15 protein-coding genes are annotated in these 20,849 nt (G+C 57.5%); 3 read left to right on the forward strand and 12 right to left on the reverse strand.

Going from position 1 to position 20,849, the window contains the following annotated elements; translation table 11 throughout:
• Positions 1 to 5: 5 nt before the first annotated feature.
• The 7 genes from WEB54_RS06555 to pilG form a co-directional block, all read right to left on the reverse strand.
• Entirely contained in the window at positions 6 to 1,055 is a 1,050-nt protein-coding gene (locus WEB54_RS06555; RefSeq protein ID WP_368054344.1) for a chemotaxis protein CheB, read from the reverse strand.
• Between the two features lie 7 nt (positions 1,056 to 1,062).
• Entirely contained in the window at positions 1,063 to 7,626 is a 6,564-nt protein-coding gene (locus WEB54_RS06560) for an Hpt domain-containing protein (RefSeq protein ID WP_368054346.1), read from the reverse strand.
• 18 nt (positions 7,627 to 7,644) lie between these two features.
• Positions 7,645 to 8,496 (reverse strand): protein-glutamate O-methyltransferase CheR, encoded by an 852-nt coding sequence (locus WEB54_RS06565; RefSeq protein ID WP_368054347.1) that lies wholly within the window; start codon positions 8,494 to 8,496, stop codon positions 7,645 to 7,647.
• 95 nt (positions 8,497 to 8,591) lie between these two features.
• Positions 8,592 to 10,682 carry a methyl-accepting chemotaxis protein gene (locus WEB54_RS06570; RefSeq protein WP_368053950.1) on the reverse strand — a complete coding sequence of 697 codons (2,091 nt, stop codon included), beginning with the start codon at positions 10,680 to 10,682 and terminating at the stop codon, positions 8,592 to 8,594.
• Between the two features lie 173 nt (positions 10,683 to 10,855).
• Entirely contained in the window at positions 10,856 to 11,392 is a 537-nt protein-coding gene (locus tag WEB54_RS06575; RefSeq protein ID WP_368053952.1) for a chemotaxis protein CheW, read from the reverse strand.
• Between the two features lie 10 nt (positions 11,393 to 11,402).
• Positions 11,403 to 11,780: a twitching motility response regulator PilH gene (gene pilH / locus WEB54_RS06580; protein WP_028671182.1), complete on the reverse strand. Its 378-nt coding sequence runs from the start codon at positions 11,778 to 11,780 to the stop codon at positions 11,403 to 11,405.
• A gap of 67 nt (positions 11,781 to 11,847) precedes the next feature.
• Positions 11,848 to 12,228: a twitching motility response regulator PilG gene (gene pilG / locus WEB54_RS06585; protein WP_368053955.1), complete on the reverse strand. Its 381-nt coding sequence runs from the start codon at positions 12,226 to 12,228 to the stop codon at positions 11,848 to 11,850.
• 392 nt (positions 12,229 to 12,620) lie between these two features.
• Between pilG and gshB the strand changes: the two genes are divergently transcribed.
• The 3 genes from gshB to ruvX are packed head-to-tail and all read left to right on the forward strand — an operon-like array spanning position 12,621 to position 14,886.
• Positions 12,621 to 13,574: a glutathione synthase gene (gshB, locus tag WEB54_RS06590; protein ID WP_368053957.1), complete on the forward strand. Its 954-nt coding sequence runs from the start codon at positions 12,621 to 12,623 to the stop codon at positions 13,572 to 13,574.
• Positions 13,574 to 14,461, forward strand: a complete 888-nt coding sequence (locus tag WEB54_RS06595; RefSeq protein WP_368053959.1) for an energy transducer TonB — start codon at positions 13,574 to 13,576, stop codon at positions 14,459 to 14,461. Before gshB ends, WEB54_RS06595 begins: the two co-directional genes overlap by 1 nt.
• A complete protein-coding gene (gene ruvX, locus WEB54_RS06600) occupies positions 14,458 to 14,886 on the forward strand; it encodes a Holliday junction resolvase RuvX (RefSeq protein WP_368053961.1) in 429 nt (142 codons plus the stop codon). Before WEB54_RS06595 ends, ruvX begins: the two co-directional genes overlap by 4 nt.
• 251 nt (positions 14,887 to 15,137) lie before the next feature.
• Here the strand turns inward: ruvX and thiH are convergent, their stop codons facing one another.
• From thiH to thiC, 5 genes are read right to left on the reverse strand one after another with little or no spacing between them, the layout of a single operon-like run.
• Positions 15,138 to 16,262: a 2-iminoacetate synthase ThiH gene (thiH, locus tag WEB54_RS06605; RefSeq protein ID WP_368054350.1), complete on the reverse strand. Its 1,125-nt coding sequence runs from the start codon at positions 16,260 to 16,262 to the stop codon at positions 15,138 to 15,140.
• Complete coding sequence (locus tag WEB54_RS06610; RefSeq protein ID WP_368054352.1) at positions 16,252 to 17,034, reverse strand: thiazole synthase; 783 nt, start codon at positions 17,032 to 17,034, stop codon at positions 16,252 to 16,254. The genes thiH and WEB54_RS06610 overlap by 11 nt, the downstream gene beginning before the upstream one ends.
• Positions 17,035 to 17,036: 2 nt before the next feature.
• Positions 17,037 to 17,252, reverse strand: a complete 216-nt coding sequence (gene thiS / locus WEB54_RS06615; RefSeq protein WP_368053965.1) for a sulfur carrier protein ThiS — start codon at positions 17,250 to 17,252, stop codon at positions 17,037 to 17,039.
• Positions 17,249 to 18,748 (reverse strand): thiamine phosphate synthase, encoded by a 1,500-nt coding sequence (thiE, locus tag WEB54_RS06620; protein WP_368054354.1) that lies wholly within the window; start codon positions 18,746 to 18,748, stop codon positions 17,249 to 17,251. Before thiE ends, thiS begins: the two co-directional genes overlap by 4 nt.
• Positions 18,741 to 20,708: a phosphomethylpyrimidine synthase ThiC gene (gene thiC / locus WEB54_RS06625; RefSeq protein ID WP_368054356.1), complete on the reverse strand. Its 1,968-nt coding sequence runs from the start codon at positions 20,706 to 20,708 to the stop codon at positions 18,741 to 18,743. Before thiC ends, thiE begins: the two co-directional genes overlap by 8 nt.
• Positions 20,709 to 20,849 lie beyond the last annotated feature (141 nt).

Raw genomic sequence — 20,849 nt, forward strand, 5'->3', positions numbered from 1 at the left:
TGTCTTCAGGCTATCTGAGTTACACGCTCAGCCAGCCAGATCAAAAGTTTTTCGGCCAGTTCCACTGGCGTTCCCTGCGCCTCGGCGGCCCCGACTTGCAGCACCGAATCAGGCATAGAGCTTTGTACGCAACTGTCGGATGACTGTACCCAGACCGTTCCTCCAGCCGCCCTGATATCTGCAGCGCCAATGGCACCATCGCTGCCCATACCACTGAAGACAATGGCATGCGCCCGGGCGCCAAATTGGGCCGCGACGTTGGTCAGCAAATGATCCAGACCGGGGCCATAGGGTCCAGACCAGGCATTGTTCTGCCAAACAATGCCATGGTTGTCGGTAAACCGGATTTCGTGATGCACCGGCACCAGATACACATGGCCGTTTTCCAGCTGACGGCCGTGTTCGGCATGCACCAGACTCAATTGGGTGTGTCGGCCGATGGATTGTTGCAAGGCATCCACACAGCCGGCATCAATGTGCTGGGCGTACAGAAAACTGGCGGGTACCTTTGCGGGCAACGCATCCAGAAACTCTTTGACCGACTCGGGGCCTCCCAGAGACGCGCACAATACCCAGATTGGGCCAAGCTCTGTTTTAGGAGCATTCTGCAACGATTCCGGTAACAAATATACCGGTGGTGGCCGGGTCGCCCGTAATCGCTCCAGATCAAACGTCGGGGCCGGAGCCGTTGGCTGGGCAGCCGGGGCCAGAGCGCGCAGTTTTTCCTGCATACGCCGCTGCCAGCGCGGGTAATCTTCATGGTTCCGGGCGGGAATGACCCCATCTCCGAACAGGATCGGAGATTCTGTGCTTTCCAGCAACGACTGCACAAAATCATCCCACTGATCGTGGCCTTCCAGTTCAACCACCCAGACCCGAATGGTTTCGTTGTGCATCAAGGCTGGCTTTAGGCGGTCCGGATCAGTATTGACGGCAACGTCATAACCAGCGCCGACCACTACATCCTGCAACAGATGCTGGACCAGAGGCGTGTCGGCAATGATACCGACCCGGCTATGCTGCGACGCAGTCCCGGACCCCACCACCACACTCATGGCCTGATCATGCCTCAATGCCCAGCAGACGCTTGATGGCATCGACCAGGGGCCCTTCCTGGAAGGGTTTGCCCATGTATTCATTGACGCCGATCGACAATGCCCGCTCGCGGTGTTTGGTACCGGTTCTGGAAGTAATCATGATGATCGGGATCTGTTTTAGTCGGCTGTCGTGCCGCACCCGCGAGGCCACTTCGAAACCGTCCATATAAGGCATTTCGATGTCGAGCAGCATGATATCTGGCACCCGGTCCTGCAACTGGGCTACGGCATCGGCACCGTGTTTGGCCAGAATCACTTCCATGCCCTGGCGTTCCAGCAAACGGCTGGTGACTTTACGCACCGTCACCGAATCGTCTACCACCATGACGGTGTAGGGGCTGTCTTTGTCGCGGACCTGTTTTTCCGGCGCTGATATTGCCTTTTTCGGTGCTGGCAGCGTGGTAACCCGGGAATGTTCGATGGCCAGCGTGCTGCGAATCAGAGCGGCAAGGTCGAGAATCACTACCACAGAACCATCACCTAGGATGGTCGCACCGGACACCCCTGGTACGGTGCTGAACTGGGGCCCGAGGGTTTTCACCACGATCTCACGACTGCCCATCAACCGATCGACGTGCAAGGCCATGGAGTGGTGTTCGTCACTGCCTTTCACCAGCACCAGCGGCACTGGCGCAGTCAGACCCTCGACGTTGGGTGTGGCCCCGGTACGCAGCAGGCCGCCCATATACTCCAGACGGTAACGCCCACCGGCGTATTCGAACGACGGCGCATCCGGCCGGTAATATTCCGCCAGTTGCTTGGGCGTTACCCGCACAATACCTTCGATGGAACTGAGCGGAATGGCGTAATGGTCTTCTTCAATGTTGACCATCAGCGCCCGGTTGACCGACACGGTGAACGGCAGACGAATGGTAAACTGGGACCCTTCACCCAGCCGCGAATCGATGGCCATATTGCCACCAAGCTGCTTCACTTCGGAGTTGACCACATCCATGCCGACGCCCCGGCCTGAAATCTGGGTCACTTTCTCGGCGGTACTGAAGCCAGCGTCGAGAATATACTGCAGAATTTCACGATCGTTCAGATCGGCATCGGCGGCCATCAAGCCACGCTCGATAGCCTTGTTGCGGATGCGGTCAACATTCATACCGGCCCCGTCGTCAGACAATCGCAGTACGATGTCACCGCCTTCGCGGGACAGATCCAGACGCACCGAGCCCTTGACCGTCTTGCCGGATTGCAAGCGCTGATCCGCATCTTCAATACCGTGATCCACCGCGTTACGCAGCATGTGCTCAAGCGGAGAAATCATGCGTTCCAGTACGGTACGGTCCACTTCGCCTTCGGCGTTGCCGACGATAAAATCGACCTGTTTACCCAGTTCACCGGCAACCTGACGCACAATTCTGCGCAATCGCGGTACCAGGCGGTTGAAAGGCACCATACGCGTTTGCATCAGGCCTTCCTGCAGCTCAGTGTTGATACGGCTTTGCTGCAGCAACAGAGTTTCCGCATCCCGGGTTTTGTCGGACAGTGAACCTTTCAACTCGGTCAAGTCGTAGGTCGCTTCCATCAAGGATCGAGACAGCTGCTGGATCTGGGAATAACGGTCCATTTCCAGAGGGTCGAAGTCTTCGTAGTTGGTTTCCTCGGCACGCTCCTGACGAAACAGAATTTGGGCTTCGGTTTCCATATCGAGGCGGCGCACTTGTTCGCGCAACCGGTCAATGGTGGAATCCATTTCCCCGAGGGTAAAACCAAAATCACTGACTTCCTGCTCCAGTCGGGCGCGGGCGATAGAGGTTTCACCGGCGAGATTCACCAACCCTTCCAACAGGTTCGCGTTGACTTTGACGGTCTCCTGAGGCTGGGCCCGGCGGCTGTCTGCCTTGTTGCGCTCGGCTTGCTTGCGTTTGAACGGCAAGACATTGTTGCCTGCTTCCGGGGCATCGGTGGCTGGCAGAGAGCTACCTTCGGCCGGAGCATCGGACACGCTGGGCGTTTCAGCAGCGTTTTGCCCGGTGCCGTCACCTGTATCGACCTGATCAGGGTCGTCCCAGGCATTTTCTTCCAGATCCCGGGCCATTTGAATAACGCTTGGACCAAACCCGGCACCGCTGCTGGCTTGACCATCGAGCAGCGCATTCATGGCGTCAACGCCCTGAACCAGTTGATCCTGGCGTGCCAGAATGTTGTTAAAGAAGGTTTCGTCCAGTGCCTCTTTGCTCTGTTGAGCACGCACGATAAAGGTTTCGAATTCGTGGCTCTGGTCACCCAAATCCTTCAACCGCGCCAGCCGGGCACCCCCTTTGAGCGTATGCAAAACCCGCTTCATTTCATCCGCATGGGTTTCGTTGCCAGGCTCTGCCTGCCAGTCTTCGATCGCCTGTTCGAGCTCATTGAGCAATTCACCGGCCTCATCGATGAAGATCTCCAGAATATCGAGATCAACATCGGCCGCCAGTTCAATCGCCGGTGACGGGTCCGGCACGTCTGTATCCGAATCGGTGTCGGGCTCAGCCGCGAGCTCCCCGGATACTTCAGTCGCTTCGCTCTCAAGGATCGAAGGCGCCGGGTTACTGGCGTTGGCGCCTTGCGTCATGTCTACCGGTTGCGCGGGCGCTCCCGGGTGCTTGCGAAAGTGATTGATCGCTGCTACCAGGTCCGGCGCCGACTCACAACTCATGCTGGATTCAATATCCTGCACCATTACCGCAAGACGGTCATGACACTGCTGGATCAGTTCAAGCAAGCCTGCTGATGCCTCGTACTTACCCTGTGCCAGACCTTCATATAGAAACTCAAGCTCGTGCGCCAGATCGCCCAGTGGCGATATCTCAGCCATGCGGGCACCCCCTTTCAGGGTGTGCAGATCCCGCTGCAAGCCTTCCACTTCGAGCGTGTTATTGGTGTCTTCACGCCATTTTTCCATCGATGACTGAATACTGTCGAGGATGTCATTGGCCTCTTCCAGGAAGATGTCCACCAACTCGGCGTCGCCTTCAACCCGGTACCGTTGCGCAGCTTCGACCTCAGGCATAGTCACCGCGTCCGGTGTAGCTGGCGGCTCGCCTGATTCAAGATCCTGACGAATCATGGAGTCGACCTGATCTTTGCCCGAGGCAGCCGGCTCGAGGGGAGTCGCTTCCGCGTCAGGCAACAACTGATACAGGTGTTCAACAAACAACGTATCCTGACGAATGCTCTGACCGGCAGCGAGCCGGTCCATCATCGATATCAGCGATTCCAGGCCCGTATTGGCCAGCTCGAAGAACCCCTCATCGGCCTCGCAAGATCCATCCCGCACGCCTTCTACCAACAAGGCGAGGTTGTGACTCAGGTTCGCCACCGGCATCAAATCCGCGGCCTGGGAGGCCAGTGCCAGAGTATGAAGCTCGCGGATCAGCGCATCGACCTCAGCGTCAGGCTGGCCAGTGTCTCGCCACCGGTTCAAAATGGTTTCGGCACCCAGTACCAGATCCATGCTATCGGACATAAAGATGGACATCAGGGCCGGATCATCCGGTTCCTGGCTGGGGTCTATACGCAACACCCGGTTGTATACGTCCTGCACCCGATCTTTAAACGCCGCAGTATCAACATGCTCACCCTGAGAAGCCGTGCGGATCAGCGCAACGCCCTCGATCAACAACGTCAGGAACCCGGCGTCCGCGACCTTCGCGCGCTCTTGCATATCCCTGACCAGTTGCTCCAGTGGTTGAACCAGCTCGGCCACCGGATCAACACTGGCCATATGAGCTGAGCCCTTAATGGTATGCAAGGCACGCTGCAGCGCATCAGGCAACAGGGAAGCTGCTTCAGCTTCGTCAATGTAGTGATCGATATACTCCAGATGACTGGCGAGTTCAGCCTGGAAAATTTCCAGCAGAGTATCGATACTGCCGCCTTCTAGCTCAAAGCGGTCTGAATCGAAGCCTTCGAGTTCAGCTTCCTCTAGCTCGGCCACCGGCAGTTCATCGAAGACAGCCCAGTCTATCTCGTCATTCGATTCTTCGGTCACGCCAGTTGGGGGTAACTCGATATCAACTTCAGCATCGGAAGGTTCGATCGTCGCCTGCGATTCGGGCGAAGCATCGCCCCAACTGACCGTCTCACCTCTAGCCAGCGCATCGGCGATGGCGGCCAGAAAATCAGCGCGGGCCGTGTCCGGTTTCAATTTTTTCTCAAACGCTGTCATCAACGCCGGTATTTCATCGGTGATTTCTTCAATCACCCGAAGCAGATCATCCGAATGGGCAATGTTGCCTTCAATCAGACAGTTGAGCATGTTTTCAATAGACCAGGCCGTCTCACCCACGACGCTGGCACCGACCATGCGACCACTGCCTTTTAACGTATGAAAGGCACGCCGAAACTCAGTCAGCGCAGCGTTGTCTGAAGAATCGGCTTTATAGCGCGGAAAGAATTCATGAATGGTATCGAGAACTTCGGCGGCTTCCTCAACGAATATCTCAAGGATGTCATCATCAATCAGGTCGTCATCAGCCGATTCATAGGCCTGGAGCGCGGCCGGGCTCTCCGGTTCAGAATCGTTCACAGCTTCGCTATCTGCCAGGAAAGATTCTTCTGACGCTGATGTCTCGCTTTCAGTCTGTTGCGTCAGCCAGTCAGTCGATTCGGAATCGGTCGCGGCACCATCCAACGTCAGCGCAGGGTCGAATGCGGGCTGCGCTTCAAAGCCTTCATCCCAGTCGGTCAGCGCCTCAAAGTCATCAATGGCCTCGAGATCAAGACCCGGATCATCCTCGACTTCGTCGTCAAGCTTCAGCTCCTGCACTGACAAATCGGGGACATCATCATGCCCGGGTTCAGCAGAGTTGTTATCGGCGCTGACGCTCGTCATCTCGCTGGCAGCTTCAACATCCGTGAACGGAGGAACGGTATAGCCAAGCTTGGCAATCGAGTCAGCGGCGCGCTGCAATATATCCAGATTGGTGCCGCTGCCGTCACGAGACAAGCGTTCGAGGTAATATTCGACGCCCATGATAGCATCGGCCAGTGCATCCAATTCATGCCATTCCGGCGTGCGCTTATTGCCCAGCAACTGGTCTTCTACATACTCTTGAGCGTATTTCAAAACCGTTGCGGCATGCTCCAGCGGAATCATTACCAGACCGCCGCGGATGCCACTGAGATTCCGAGGTACGGCTTCCAGTTTGCTGTGGTCCCAGTGCGACCCTATAAATTCAACAATGGCATCTTTGACCTGCTCCAGCCCGTTGCGGGCTTCACGCACCACCGCTTCCTGGGCGCCGTCGAGCCCTTCATCGTATTCATCGCGATCAAAGCTCGCATCATTGGCAATACCGGAGAGACTGGCTTCGACGTACAGCAGCGCACCGGCGATGTCCATCAGAACGCCGTAGTCTTTCAGCTCCGGCTCCTGTTGCGTGGTTTTAATCAGACTTAGTTGTTCGTTCAACACCCGGCGCGGATTACCCAGCCCAAGCACGGCCATGGTATCGGCCATTTGCTTGATGCCCGGTTCCAGGTCGGACAAACGACGTGACTCGGTGACCCGGGTGCGCACCATCAGATCCAGCGAATCCTTAAGTCGTGCCAGCTCTTCGAGCAAGGCCGACGCCACGCTGCCCACCGTTTCCCGGTCGGGGCCAGACAGGCGCTGCCGCTGCGTTTCGATTTCCGCTTCGTTGGGTAATGCCTGGCTAAGGTGATAGCTGTCCTGAATGTGCTGAACCCGGCTGAGCCCCGTTGCATCAATCTTGGCTAAGTAGTAAAGCAGATTCTTAAGCTGGTCTTCATGCGGGTACTGCCCGGCAACGCCACTGGGGTCGGCGAGTAAGCGCTTCATGGCGCCGTCGAGGTGACGCAGGATGACGGTAATGGCCGCCGAACGTTCAATACGTCCCGCTTTCATTGCCGATATAAACGCATCCGCTATCTGCCACAACGCGCCCATGGGGGTGCGTTCGGTTAATCCGACCAGTCGATAAACCGACTTGCCCAGGTATTCGAGGTTGTTTTCGGTATTTTCATTCCGCAACCAGCCCAGAAGCGCCAACTGGTACATCTGACGCAATTTACGCAGTAACTGAACCACACTCGACTGGCTAATACTGAGGGTATCCGGCTCACCGACAAAGCGGCGCGACGCGGCCAAATCAGGGGTAAACAACGCTGTTTCAGACAGCAGAGGTTCGCCGCGCGCTGCGCGTAAATCGTTCAGCAACGGTAGAATCAAAACCGGCAAATCACTCTGGCCGCGCTTCAGCTTTTCCAGATAATTCGGTAATTGCAGAATAGCCTGCATCAGCAACGCCAGGTTATCCTGACTGGGCGGAATGTCACCGTCCACGATCGACTGATTCAGACGTTCCATTTCTTCGGCGAGCAAGGCTGCACCGAAAAACTCGACCATCTGCAAGGTGCCGCTTACCTGATGAATGTAGGCCAGGCTAAACTGCAGACGAGTGGTATCTTCGGGCGTATCAACGTACGCTTCCAGGGCTTGACGCGCCTGTTTCAGCGTATCGAAGATCTCTCCCTTGACCCATTCCAGCGCGACATAATCACGGCGTTCTGCCATGCCTGTACCCCTTTGTATTCATTTGTGTTTCAAGTAGGCCAACGCCCGTTCACCGGGTACGCGCGTTAGTTCAGGCATCTTCCAGTCCACAACTTCGCCCAGGCCCAGTACCAGCATGCCGCCTTTGGCCAGTCGTTTGGCCAGATCAGACACGATTTCCTTGCGGCGCCACTTGCGAAAATAAATCAGCATATTCTGGCAATAAATCAGATCCAGCTCTTTCATCGGTGAACGAGCCAGTTCCAGCACATTAAGGCGCGTAAAACACACGCGTTCCTGCAGTGCCGGAGCAATTCGGTATTGTCCCGCCTGAGGCAAGAAGAAACGTTCGATCAGGCGATCGTCTATTATTTCAACCCGCCTGCCCGGATACAATCCCTGACGAGCTGCCTCCAGAGCGCGGGAGGATACATCGGTCCCGGTCACCCCGAAGTGCCTGACCTGATCAAACTCACGGCGCAGCAGATCGGCCGTCATCATCGCCAGGCTGTAAGTTTCTTCACCGGTGGAGCAGCCAACACTCCAGATACTCAGCGGTCGGGTGACTTCATGAACCCGGCGTGTCAAAAAATCTCGGGTCAGTGCGAAAGCGGCCGGGTCTCTGAAAAACCGGGTTTCCTGAACGGTCACCCGATCGATCAGACAATTCCATTCGATCAGCCCTGCGTCACCGCTGCGAATATAGCGGTAATAATCCATATAATCCGTGAACCCCAGTTCACGCATGCGTATCGCCAGGCTGGTTTTCAGGAAGCTGCGTCGCTGCTCTGGTATCTGCAACCCAAGACGCTTTTCCAGCAACTCCTGCCAAGTAAGGAAAGCACGGTCACTCAGTTCTGGAGCCTGATGTACGGAAGCATTCTGGGTCACCAAGTTACTGCCTCATCCACATCAGCGGTGCATCCTCGCACGGCCATCATAACAACCATACCTCTGAACTTCCCGAGGGACCCGACCAGCCGCTGTTAAGCGACCTCATCGTCCAATTCCGGGGCACCCAGCATACCCAAGTCATCGTCACCTTCCGGCAGCTTGAAACCAGCGACCGAAGAACGCAGATCGTTCGCCAACTGAGCCAGGTTACCAATCGACTTCGCGGTTGCCGTCGTACCCGCTGACGTTTGTGAGGTAATTTCCTGAATCACGTTCATCGTGTTGGAGATGTGACCCGCAGACGAGGCCTGCTGGCGTGCAGCGTTGGAGATGTTCTGAATCAGGTCAGCCAGGTTCTTCGATACCGACTCGATTTCTTCCAGTGCTACACCGGCATCCTGCGCCAGGCGTGCACCCCGAACCACCTCGGCCACGGTTTGCTCCATCGAGATTACGGCTTCGTTGGTGTCGTTCTGAATGGTTTTAACCAGCGCTTCAATCTGTTTGGTTGCCGCCGAAGACCGCTCCGCAAGACGCTGTACTTCGTCCGCAACCACCGCAAAGCCCCGGCCTGCATCACCGGCCATGGAGGCCTGAATCGCGGCGTTCAAAGCCAAAATGTTGGTCTGGTCGGCAATGTCGTTAATCAGCGATACGATGTCACCAATTTCCTGTGACGATTCACCGAGTCGTTTAATACGCTTCGAGGTTTCCTGAATCTGTTCGCGGATATTATCCATGCCATTAATGGTCGACTGCACCACATCGGCACCTTTCTTGGCGATCGCAACCGACCGCTCCGCCACTGCGGCTGATTCCGCAGCGTTCGCCGATACCTGGTCGATGGACACCGCCATTTCGTTTACCGCCGCCGAGGCACCGGCAATTTCCTGAGCCTGATGCTCCGAAGCTTCGGCCAAATGCATGGCGGTTGCCTGCGTTTCCTGAGCGGCCGAGGAGACCTGTACCGCCGTCGAGTTAATCGCCGATACCAACTGACGCATCTGGTCGATCGCGAAGTTAATAGAGTCAGCAATGGCACCTGTGAAGTCTTCGGTTACCGTGGCCTGCGTTGTCAGATCACCGTCTGCAAGGTCAGCCAGTTCATCCAGCAGTCGCAGAATTGCATTCTGGTTTTGCTCATTGGTTTCAGCTGTTTCACGCAAGTCTTTCTGGGTATCACGAATAACCACGAATACCGCGATGGCAATCAGCACCAGCGCCAGCGCACCCAGTGCGTAAATCACCAGGGCATTACTGAGTGGGCGGGTATCTGCCGATTGCTGAATCTGGCCAGCCAGTGTGGAGGCTTGTTCAAGCAATACCTGAGAGTCGGTAAAAATATTGGAGGCGGCTTCACGTACCTGGAACAACTCAGGGGAGGTCGCCATAATCTGTGTGACCGAGCCGGATACGATCTGGAACAGATTGGCAATTTCATCCAGCGCTTCACGCGCTTCGAGGTCGTCCACACGATCGATATCTAGGTTGGCGTTGCCGTTCAGCATGCCGTCCAGAACACGCTGGAACAGTGCCGCATCCCGCTCGAACGAGTCAGCTGCCATGACAGCGCCTTCACCCCCGACCAGAACCCGGTTAATCGACCGCACAATCCGTTCAGCCAGCCAGGCCTGACGCTGGGCAACCGCCACCTGGCCTGCGCCAGCATCCGTTTCGAGCAGAATCTCGACAACTTCGTCGTATTCAACCTGCAGCTCGGGAATCCGTTCAGACAGGGTGTTGGCCGTTTCGTGCAGATCGAGAATGGTTTCCTGGGATTCAACGATCAAATCCGAATTCTGGCTCACCCGGTTCCAAATACGCGACAGGCTGCTGATATCGACCTCTGGCGCATGCTGTGCCAGTGACGGTGTACCGGTAATGGAGTTGCCCTGCTGCACATAATTCCAGCGTACTTCGAACTCGGCGCGTGAGCGTTGCAACAACCCAAAGGCTTGTTCCTGACCACCGGATGCTTCCGAGGAGTTCTTCGCAATTTCCTGCGACAGTACCCGCATTTCACCCGCGTGTTCGAGCAACTCCTGGTCAAAGGCGCTCAATCTGAAATTCTGGTAGACCACGGCGAACAGGCCCAGTACCACAACCAGCAGCGCGGCCAGCAGAATACTGAGCAAGCGGTTGGTGCCCAGGATGGTTAGTAAATTTCCGGCTCTTTGTTTCATCGTTCGAACTCCAGTTCGGCCTCAGGCTGTGCTTCTGAAATAGAATCGTTCTGTTCGTCAATTGTGTAAGAATAGCGTCCCGGAAAGGCGTTCAAACAACGCAATTTCCGAACCAACCTTCTCCCGGGGTATGTAGCCTGACTGTATGGCTGCATCCATTCACCCGGTGACGGTCAGACCGCCACTTCCTGAAAAATATCGTGCTCATAAAGATCCCCCATGCTGATCACCGTCCAGATTTGGTTATCCCGGACGTAGTGGCCGCGCACAAAGGGTTTAATGGTATCGGGTAGTGCCGGGACATCGCCTGAAAAATCATCAACCGGAAAGTATTGCATGCCCTCGACTGAATCCACGATCAGCCCGTCTATCTGGTCGTGCTGTTCGATCACCAGAATGCGACGATTGCGCATGGATTCCTGACTGGGGGTTTCAAAAAGCAGATCCAGATCAATCAACGGAATCAGACGACCCCGGACATTGGATACACCCTGAACCCAGGGCTTGACGTTAGGCAGGCGAGTCACGGAAGGAACATTCAGGATCTCCGTGATTTCATCCATGGCAGCGACAAAGTAGTGATCGACCAGTCGAAACCCGATGCCACTCCAGGTTTCCCGAACCTCCTGCTGCTCGGGCAAACCCGCAGCCTGGGTACGACAGCGCAGCGCGATGTCACGCAGCAGCTGAATTGGAGTCATATCAGACATGAGTGTGCAGTCAGTCCTGAAGGTTGCCGGCGAGAACGGCCTCGACGGTCGACAACAGCTGATCTTCAGCGACCGGTTTGACCAGGTAGCCACTGGCGCCTTGCCGACGACCCCAAACCCGGTCTGTTTCCTGATCCTTGGTGGTCACAATCACGACCGGGATATGGGCGGTATCGGCACCTTTGGTAAGTTGACGGGTCGCCTGAAAACCGTTAAGGCCGGGCATAACAATATCCATCAATACGATATCAGGCAATTCCTGACGTGCCAGGGCGACTCCGTCAGCCCCGTTGTCGGCCGTCAATACTTCATGCCCATGCTTTTCCAGCATGCCCTGAAACGCATAGGTCTCAGTAGGAGAGTCGTCTACAATCAGAATCCGTGCCATGGTCCACCCATTTATTTTTAAACATTAAATCAACAACAACAAACCGCTCAGCCGAAGCGTGCGGTCATTATTTTACGTAATCCCGAATTGCGCCCAGCAGCTCTTCCTTACCGAAAGGCTTGGTCAGGTACTGATCGCTGCCGACAATGCGGCCTTTTGCCTTATCAAACAAGCCATCCTTACTGGACAGCATGATGACCGGCGTTTCCTTAAAGGCACTGTTATTTTTGATCAGTGCACAGGTTTGATACCCATCCAGTCGGGGCATCATGATATCCACAAAAATAATGTCCGGTTTGGTATCGGCTATTTTGGAGAGTGCGTCGAAGCCGTCCGTCGCGGTGATCACCTCACAACCGACTTTCTTCAACAGCGTTTCCGCCGTGCGCCGGATGGTTTTGGAGTCGTCAATGACCATCACCTTGAGGCTTTCAAAGCTGTTTTCCATAGGTCATCCCAGGGTTGAAAGCTATATTTTGAGTACCTGTCTATCAGGTACCGGGCTGCAAGTAGCGTACCAGTAATTGAACCCGCATGTCTGGCCCATGCTGGCACTGATGTGCTCTCTAGCGCACCAGGTTACGTCACTCGCAACCTGATGCGCAGCAAAAACCGCCATCTGTCTGGTAACACGGCGCTTACCCCGACAGCCAAAATCGGGATACGGATACGCTGTCGACCACTGTCATCAACAGAAGCGCTGTTACTGGCTGTCTAATACCAAGACTGGAACTTTTATCACAGAATCTAGCTATCCGCTATAAACGGCTGTAAAGAAAGTTGTTTTTGCTATACCAATCATCTATTACCATACCAGCCAATGATAACCTGAGGCTAGACATGAAATTAACGATCGGCATCGTGATGGACCCTATAGAGACCGTCACTTACAAGAAAGACAGCTCACTCGCCATGCTCTGGGCCGCGCAAGACCGAGGCTGGGAGCTGCTCTACATGACTCCGGCCGACCTTTATCTGGACGACAGCCAGGCCAAAGGCCTGATGCGGCCACTAAGCGTATTTCGTGACCCAGATCACTTTTATGAACTTGGCCCTGTCAAAGCGGCCCCTTTGGCGGATCTGGATGTTATCCTGATGCGCAAGGATCCGCCGTTCGACAACGAGTATACCTACGCCACCTACCTGCTGGAGCGAGCCGAGCAAGAGGGCACCCTGATCGTCAACAAGCCACAGGCGCTGCGCGATTGTAACGAAAAGTTATTCGCAACTCTGTTTCCAGAGTGTTCACCACCGCATCGGGTAACCCGCAACGCTCAGTTGTTGAAGGAGTTCCATGCCGAACACGGTGATGTCATCTTCAAGCCGCTGGACGGCATGGGTGGCAGTTCCATTTTCCGCTTGAAGGCGGACGACTCCAATGTCTCCGTCATCATTGAAACACTGACCGAACACGGTAAAACCCAGACCATGGCCCAGAAATACCTGCCTGAAATCAAGGATGGCGACAAACGCATCCTGATGATCGACGGCGAACCGATAGACTACTGCCTCGCCCGCCTGCCAGCACGAGGCGAAACCCGGGGCAACCTCGCCGCGGGCGGCACCGGCCGTGCCCAGCCGCTGACCGATCGGGACCGCTGGATTGCCGCCCAGGTGGGGCCAGAGCTTAAAAAGCGTGGCCTGTTGTTTGTTGGCCTGGATGTCATTGGTGATTATTTAACAGAGATTAACGTGACCAGCCCAACCTGCATCCGCGAAATCGATGCCGCCTACGACACCAACATCGGTGGACAGCTGATGGATATCATCGCCCGGAAGCGGGGAGCGGCCTGATGTCGACCGCTGCCAGCATAGGCGCCGCTGATCGACTCAGCTTTACGCTGTTTCTGGCGCTTGGCTTGCATGCCCTGCTGATTTTCGGGATCGGCTTTTCTGCTCCCGAGGCCCGCTCAATTCCTCCGACGCTGGACGTCACCCTGGCCCAACACAGCCGCAGTGAACCCACCCCTCTGGAGGAAGCCGACTTTCTGGCCGATGCCGACCAGGAGGGCAGCGGCACCCTGGATGAGGCCGCCCGGCTGACCTCCACCGAACAAGCTGAGATCGAGGACAATCAGATTTTCCGAACCACACCAGAGCTGCAAAACCTTAATTTTGCCGAGCTGGACGTGGCCCGCAAACGCATTCTGACCGCCCAGACTGACGCCAGCCGCACCGCCCTGGACCGTGCCGAAGAAGACGCGCCGCCCGTCGAGGAACTGGCCAGCAACGACCCGCTGATGATCAGTCAAATCAATGACGTTGCGACGCTGCGCGCCATGCTCGATGAAAGCCGTCAAAATTTTGCCAATCGTCCCCGGGTCAGAACCCTGACCGCGGTGTCGGCGCGTCGCTCGCTGGACGCCGCCTATGTGTTCAACTGGCTCGACGAGGTTGAGCGAATAGGCAACCAGAATTACCCGCAGGCCGCCCGCCAGGACCGGCTGTCCGGCAGTGTCCGTCTCGCTGTTAAAATGAAGGCAGACGGTAGCCTGGCATCGGTTGAAGTCACCCAGAGTTCCGGCCATGCCCTGCTGGACCAGGCGGCCAAACGCATCGTCTACATGGCGGCTCCGTTCGAGCCATTCACCAGCGACATGGCCCGGGAATACGACCAATTGGAAATTATCCGTACCTGGCAATTCCGCACCGACAACCGCTTCAGAAGGGATGCCTCATGACCCTGCCAGTTGGCCAATGGCTGGGGTTTGATTTCGGCCTCGCCTGGATCGGCGTCGCCGCCGGTCAGACCATCACCGGCACGGCAACGGGCATCACCACCCTGCGTGCCCGCGATGGCATTCCCGACTGGCAAGCCATCGACGCCCTCGTTGCTGAATGGCGGCCGGTCGGCTTTGTCGTCGGCATTCCCTACAACATGGATGGCAGCGACAGTGAAATGGGCACCCGTGCCAATAAGTTTCGCAAACGCCTGTATGGGCGCTATGGCTTACCCGCCGAGGCGGTGGACGAACGGCTTAGCAGTCGCGAAGCGCGCAGTCACCTGGGTTTGCAGGGCGCCAGTTTGACCAAGGCCCGTCAGGCTGACATCGACAGCCTGGCCGCCCAGCTGATTCTGGAAACCTTTCTCAGCCAGCCCGCGTGATACCTTCTTGTCCATGACTGAGCCCATCAAGATGCTCAGTGCTCATCAGGTCACAGCCGCACGGTAGCGCTCGTTGCACCTGTTTGCGGGCAAGACTTGAATCGTCACAGATCAGGACGGGTGTCGACATGGTTACTCGATCATGCAAATTGACATCAAAGAATCCGCAGCGCTACCGGGATACAAACGGCCATGGGTCCCCTGAGTAAAGGCAAGAAACAGCGCTCTGGCAAACCGGAATGCGGGCCCTGTTATCCTATTGCCAGATGCAGATGCCGATCCCAGTCTTTCCAGACAGGCTGATAGTCTAACCTTTGCACAGCGGCAACGACATCCTTCAGTGACCGATTATCGTCAATGCTGAACTGTTCCAGCGCCGCATCCGGCTCTACGGCATAGCCCCCGGGCCGGGTTGAAGACCCGGCACTCAAACTGGTCACCCCGAGCGGCAGCAAGTGCTCACGCAGTTGCGCTGGCTCCCGCGTCGACAGACTCAGCTCCAGATCCGGGCTGAACAGACGCCAGGCACAGACCAGTTGGACCAGATCGGCGTCGGACAACGGATGAGGCGCCTGAAACCCGCCCTCAGCCGGTCGCAGCCGTGGAAACGACAGCGAAAACCGGCTGCGCCAGCAGCGGCATTCCAGGTAGCGCAGATGATGAGCAGCCATAAGGCTGTCCAGGCGCCAGTCGGCGAGCCCAAGCAACACGCCCAGGCCCAGACGGTGAATGCCCGCGTCTCCGGCTCGCGCCAGGGCGGCCAGCCGGTTATCGTAATCGGCCTTGTTACCACGAGTATGATGCTGCCGGTAAGTCGGTCGATGATAGGTTTCCTGGTAGACCAGCACCGCATGCAGGCCCGCCTGATGCAGGCGGCGGTACTCTTCCGTCGACAGTGGTTGCACTTCAAGACTGATTTGAGCCATTTCCGGACCCAACTGCTGCAGCGCCCGTTCATAGTAGTCCACCCCGACCACACGTGGCGCTTCACCCGCTACCAACAGCAGGTGTTCGAACCCCTGTTGTTTGAGATAGGCCGCTTCAGTCGCGAGCTCATCGGTGCTCAGAACTTTACGCCTCACCCGGTTACTCATCGAAAAACCACAGTAGTCACATTCATTGGCACAGGCGTTACTGAGGTACAGCGGCGCAAACAGCTGCTGAACCCGCCCGAAGCGCTGCACCGTCAGGCGATGACTCAGTTGCGCCATGGTTTCCAGATACGGCCGGGCCGCCGGGCTGAGCAGCGCCATAAAATCATCGGTACTGCGACGCGGACTGGCCAGCGCCCGTTCGACGTCTGCCCCGGTTTTGGCATAGAGCGAGAGACCGCTGGTCTGCCAGTCCGGTGGCTGGAAATCGCGTTCATCGGTCATGGTCATCGCTCCCGAGTTCAAGAAACGCCGTCAGCGGGCTGGACGCCGATGCTCGCAGGTCCGGCGGCGCAAGCCCGGCCTGTCGTGCCTGGAAACCGGCCTCAACGGCCGCCCTGAATGCTGCGCCCATGGCGACCGGATCTGCCGAGGTGGCAATGGCGGTATTAACCAGCACCGCATCGGCACCGCGCTCCATCGCCTCGGCAGCCTGCGACGGCGCACCCAGGCCAGCATCGACGATGACCGGCACCCGCGACTGTTCGATGATGATGTCCAGAAAAGTCGCCGTGGCCAGCCCCTGATTGGAGCCAATCGGTGCCGCCAGCGGCATGACCGCGGCACAACCAGCTTCTTCCAGTCGCTTGCACAGCACCGGGTCTGCGTGCACATAGGGCAGTACGGTAAAGCCCAACCGTACCAGTTGCTCTGCGGCTTTCAGGGTTTCGACCGGGTCTGGCAGCAAATAACGCGGGTCCGGGTGAATTTCCAGCTTCAACCAGGGCGTCCCCATGGCTTCCCGGGCTAGCTGGGCCGCCTGAATGGCCTCTTCGGCCGTTCGTGCACCTGAGGTATTGGGCAGTAGCCGGTAGCCGGCCGTCTGCAGCGGTTCAAAAATGGCATCGCGATCGCGCCGGTCCAGGCGTCGCAGCGCCAGGGTGACCAGTTCGGTGCCACTGTTGGCCAGCGTGTCGAGCATGAGCCCGGGGTGACTGAACTTGCCGGTTCCGGTCAGCAACCGCGATGAAAAAGACGTATTGGCAATGGTTAACATGATCAGCCTCCGGCCACAGCAGTAAACAGTTCAAGCCGGTCACCTTCGGCCAGCAGCCAGTGTGACCATTGATGTCGGGGCACCACCTCGCCATTGCAGGCCACCGCCAAACCGCCCTGAGCAGCCGCGCCAGGACTGTTCAGATAATCCGACAAGGCCACATCCAGAGTTGTCTCTGAGGCGACTTCCAGATGATCGCCGTTGCACAGAATCTTCATGCCGCACCTCCGGTCAGGGCTTGCCAGTGACGATCCAGGTCGCGCCAGGCCTGCGGCGGCGACTCGGCCTCGGTAATCGCGGTTACCATGGCGACACCGGACACGCCGCAGGCGGCGACAGCGTCCAGATGCCGGGCTTTGATGCCACCGATGGCGACAGTCGGACATTGAGAGCCAATCAGACGCTGATACTGCGCTAAACGGTCCAGACCCTGAGGCTGACTGGACATAACTTTCGTTTCAGTCTCAAAGACATGACCCAGGGCGATGTAGTTTGGCAGCAGCCGCTGGGCCCGTCGCACCTCGGCAAAGCCGTGGGTTGAAACACCCAGACGCAAACCGCCACGCTGAATCGCCACCAGGTCCGCACTCGCCAGATCCTCCTGACCCAGGTGCACCCCATAGGCGCCAAACTCCAGCGCCAGCGCCCAATGATCATTGATGAACACCTGAGCCTGGTAGCGCTCCCCCAGCTCGACCGCCCGATTGATCTGCGTCGCCAGACGCTCGGTATCCAGCGACTTCAGTCGCAACTGCAGGGTGCTGGCCCCAGCCGCCAGTAAAGTCTCCAGTTGGGTCAGATCGCTCACCACCGGATAGATACCCAGCGGCCGGGTCAGGCCCGGAAAAGGTTTGGCCGGGGCCGGGGCGTCCCGTTCCCGGTCAATATCGGCAAACTCAAGTGATGACAGGTCAGTGACGGGTGCTCGCGCCAGCGTGCCAGCCCCCTGCCCAGTGGCATAGGCCTGTTTCAGGCCCCGGTACACAAAGGCATTGGCAATAGCGACCGCGTCCATCAGGTCATACCCCAGGGCGCGGGCCGTGGCCCAGGCACTGCTCAGGGTACAGCCGGTACCGTGCGTATGGGGGGTGCTTAACCGCGGCTGGCGCAATCGCCAGTGCCCGCTGTGGTCGAATAACTGGTCGGTCACCTCCTCGCCCACCGTGTCGTGGCCGCCTTTCAACAAGATGGCCGTGCCGGTATCGCGATGCAGCTTTTGGGCTGCTTCCTGCTGGGCGACCGGCTCGCCACCGCAGCCAGTGAGCCAGCTCAGTTCAGGCTTATTCGGGGTGACCAGATCAACCAGCGGCAACAGCCGATGCAAAGACGCATAGACAGCACGGTCGGTCAGTGCATCACCACTGGTGGCGATGGCCACCGGGTCCAGCACCACAGCGAGCCCCGGCCAGCGCTCACGCCAGACGAGCAGGGACCGGACCAGGTGACTGATCTGATCAACACTGGCGAGCAGGCCGATCTTGATCGCAACCGGTGGCAGATCATCCGCCAACGCCATCAGTTGCGCATGAAACGCCGCCAGCGACACAGGGTCAGCCATCACTAAGCCGAGACTGTTCTGCGCGGTGACCGAGGTTATGACCGTGGCAGCGTGACCACCCAGGGCGGTGATGGTCAGCGCGTCAGCTTGAATACCGGCACCTCCGCCACTGTCGCTGCCAGCGATGCTCCAGACAATGGCGCGCGGTTCACTCATGGTCAGCTCCTTGCGCGGGTGAATAGAGCTGCGCACCCTGGTCGCGGAATTCGGCCGATTTCTGCGCCATGCCCGCCTCGGCGTCAACTTGCAATGGTATCCGGGCCGCCTCGGCCCGATCTGCCGCCACGGTGTCGCGCACTTCCTGGCTGATTTTCATCGAGCAGAATTTGGGACCACACATGGAACAAAAATGCGCCACCTTGTGACCTTCCTTGGGCAGGGTCTGGTCGTGATAGTCACGGGCGGTTTCGGGGTCGAGCGCCAAATTGAACTGGTCTTCCCAGCGAAACTCGAACCGGGCCCGGCTCATCGCATTGTCGCGAATCTGGGCACCGGGATGGCCCTTGGCCAGGTCTGCCGCATGAGCGGCAATCTTGTAGGTGATCAACCCCTGCTTAACGTCATCCCGGTCTGGCAGACCGAGATGCTCCTTCGGCGTCACGTAGCACAGCATGGCGCAGCCATACCAGCCGATCATGGCGGCGCCGATGCCCGAAGAGAAATGGTCGTAGCCCGGAGAGATGTCGGTCGTCAGCGGACCAAGGGTGTAAAACGGCGCCTCGTCACAGCATTCAAGTTGCTTGTCCATGTTCTCTTTGATCAGGTGCATGGGCACATGGCCCGGCCCTTCGATCAATGTCTGAACATCATGTTGCCAGGCAATCTGCGTCAGTTCACCCAGGGTTTCCAGTTCGGCGAACTGGGCGACATCATTGGCGTCGGCAATGGCGCCCGGGCGCAGACCATCGCCCAGTGAAAACGACACATCGTAGGCCTTCATGATGGCGCAGATGTCTTCAAAATGGGTGTAGAGAAAGCTCTCTTTATGGTGCGCCAGGCACCACTTGGCCATGATCGACCCGCCCCGGCTGACAATGCCGGTCACCCGGTCCACGGTCATCGGAATGTGGTGCAAGCGCAAGCCAGCGTGAATGGTGAAGTAATCGACACCCTGTTCAGCCTGCTCGATCAGGGTGTCGCGATAAACCTCCCAGGTCAGGTCTTCAGCAACACCCCCGACTTTTTCGAGTGCCTGGTACAACGGTACTGTGCCAATCGGGACAGGCGAATTACGCAGTATCCACTCCCGGGTCTCATGAATGTTGGCCCCGGTCGACAAATCCATCACCGTATCAGCCCCCCAGCGCGTGGCCCAGATCAATTTGTCGACTTCTTCTTCGATGCCCGAGGTCACCGCCGAGTTACCGATGTTGGCGTTCACCTTCACCAGGAAGTTACGGCCAATGATCATCGGCTCCGCTTCCGGGTGATTAATGTTGCACGGAATAATAGCCCGGCCACGGGCGACCTCATCACGCACAAATTTCGGCGTAATCTGCGTTGGAATGGCCGCACCAAAGGCTTCGCCCCGGTGCTGGTGCGCCAGCGTCTGATCTTGCAGGCGCTCTCGGCCAAGGTTCTCACGAATGGCGATGTATTCCATTTCCGGGGTAACAATACCCTGACGGGCGTAATGCATCTGAGTCACATTGCGACCGGCTTTGGCTTTGCGCGCAACCCGGCTGTGGGTGAATCGCAACGCCGCCAATGACGGGTCTTCAGCACGCTGGCGCGCGAAATTTGAACCCAGTGCATCTTGCCATTCCGTATCATCGCGCTCCTCGATCCACGGCTCACGCAGCGCCGCCAGCCCGCGTCGCAAATCGATGTCCGAATCGGGGTCGGTATAGGGGCCAGAGGTGTCGTAGACAATCACCGGCTCATTAGCCCGCCACTGGGGCGTTGCAACGGTTCCACCGACGCGCGTGTCTGACAGGTGAATAGCTCGCATGCCGACCCGGATATCCGAACGGGAACCGGCCAGGTACAGACGTTCTGAGTTGGGAAAGGCAGCGATTGCATCAGCTTGCAATTCTTGAACACGCTCGCCAACTGGGGCGCCCGGTGTCCGTTTGATTGGCTGTTTCTGGTTTATCGCAGGTGTGGATATAGTCATTTTCGATCGTTCCTCGCAAAAGCGACGGAGCGAACGCAGGGGAGCTGGGGGTGTAGACGATCATTGGCAGACAACAGACGCCCGGGTCTGCTGTCTGCCAACACACACCCGAACAAGCCATTCAGAACCGGCCAATGCCCG

This window comes from Saccharospirillum sp., from assembly GCF_040881935.1.
In the GTDB taxonomy this organism is placed as follows: domain Bacteria; phylum Pseudomonadota; class Gammaproteobacteria; order Pseudomonadales; family Natronospirillaceae; genus Saccharospirillum.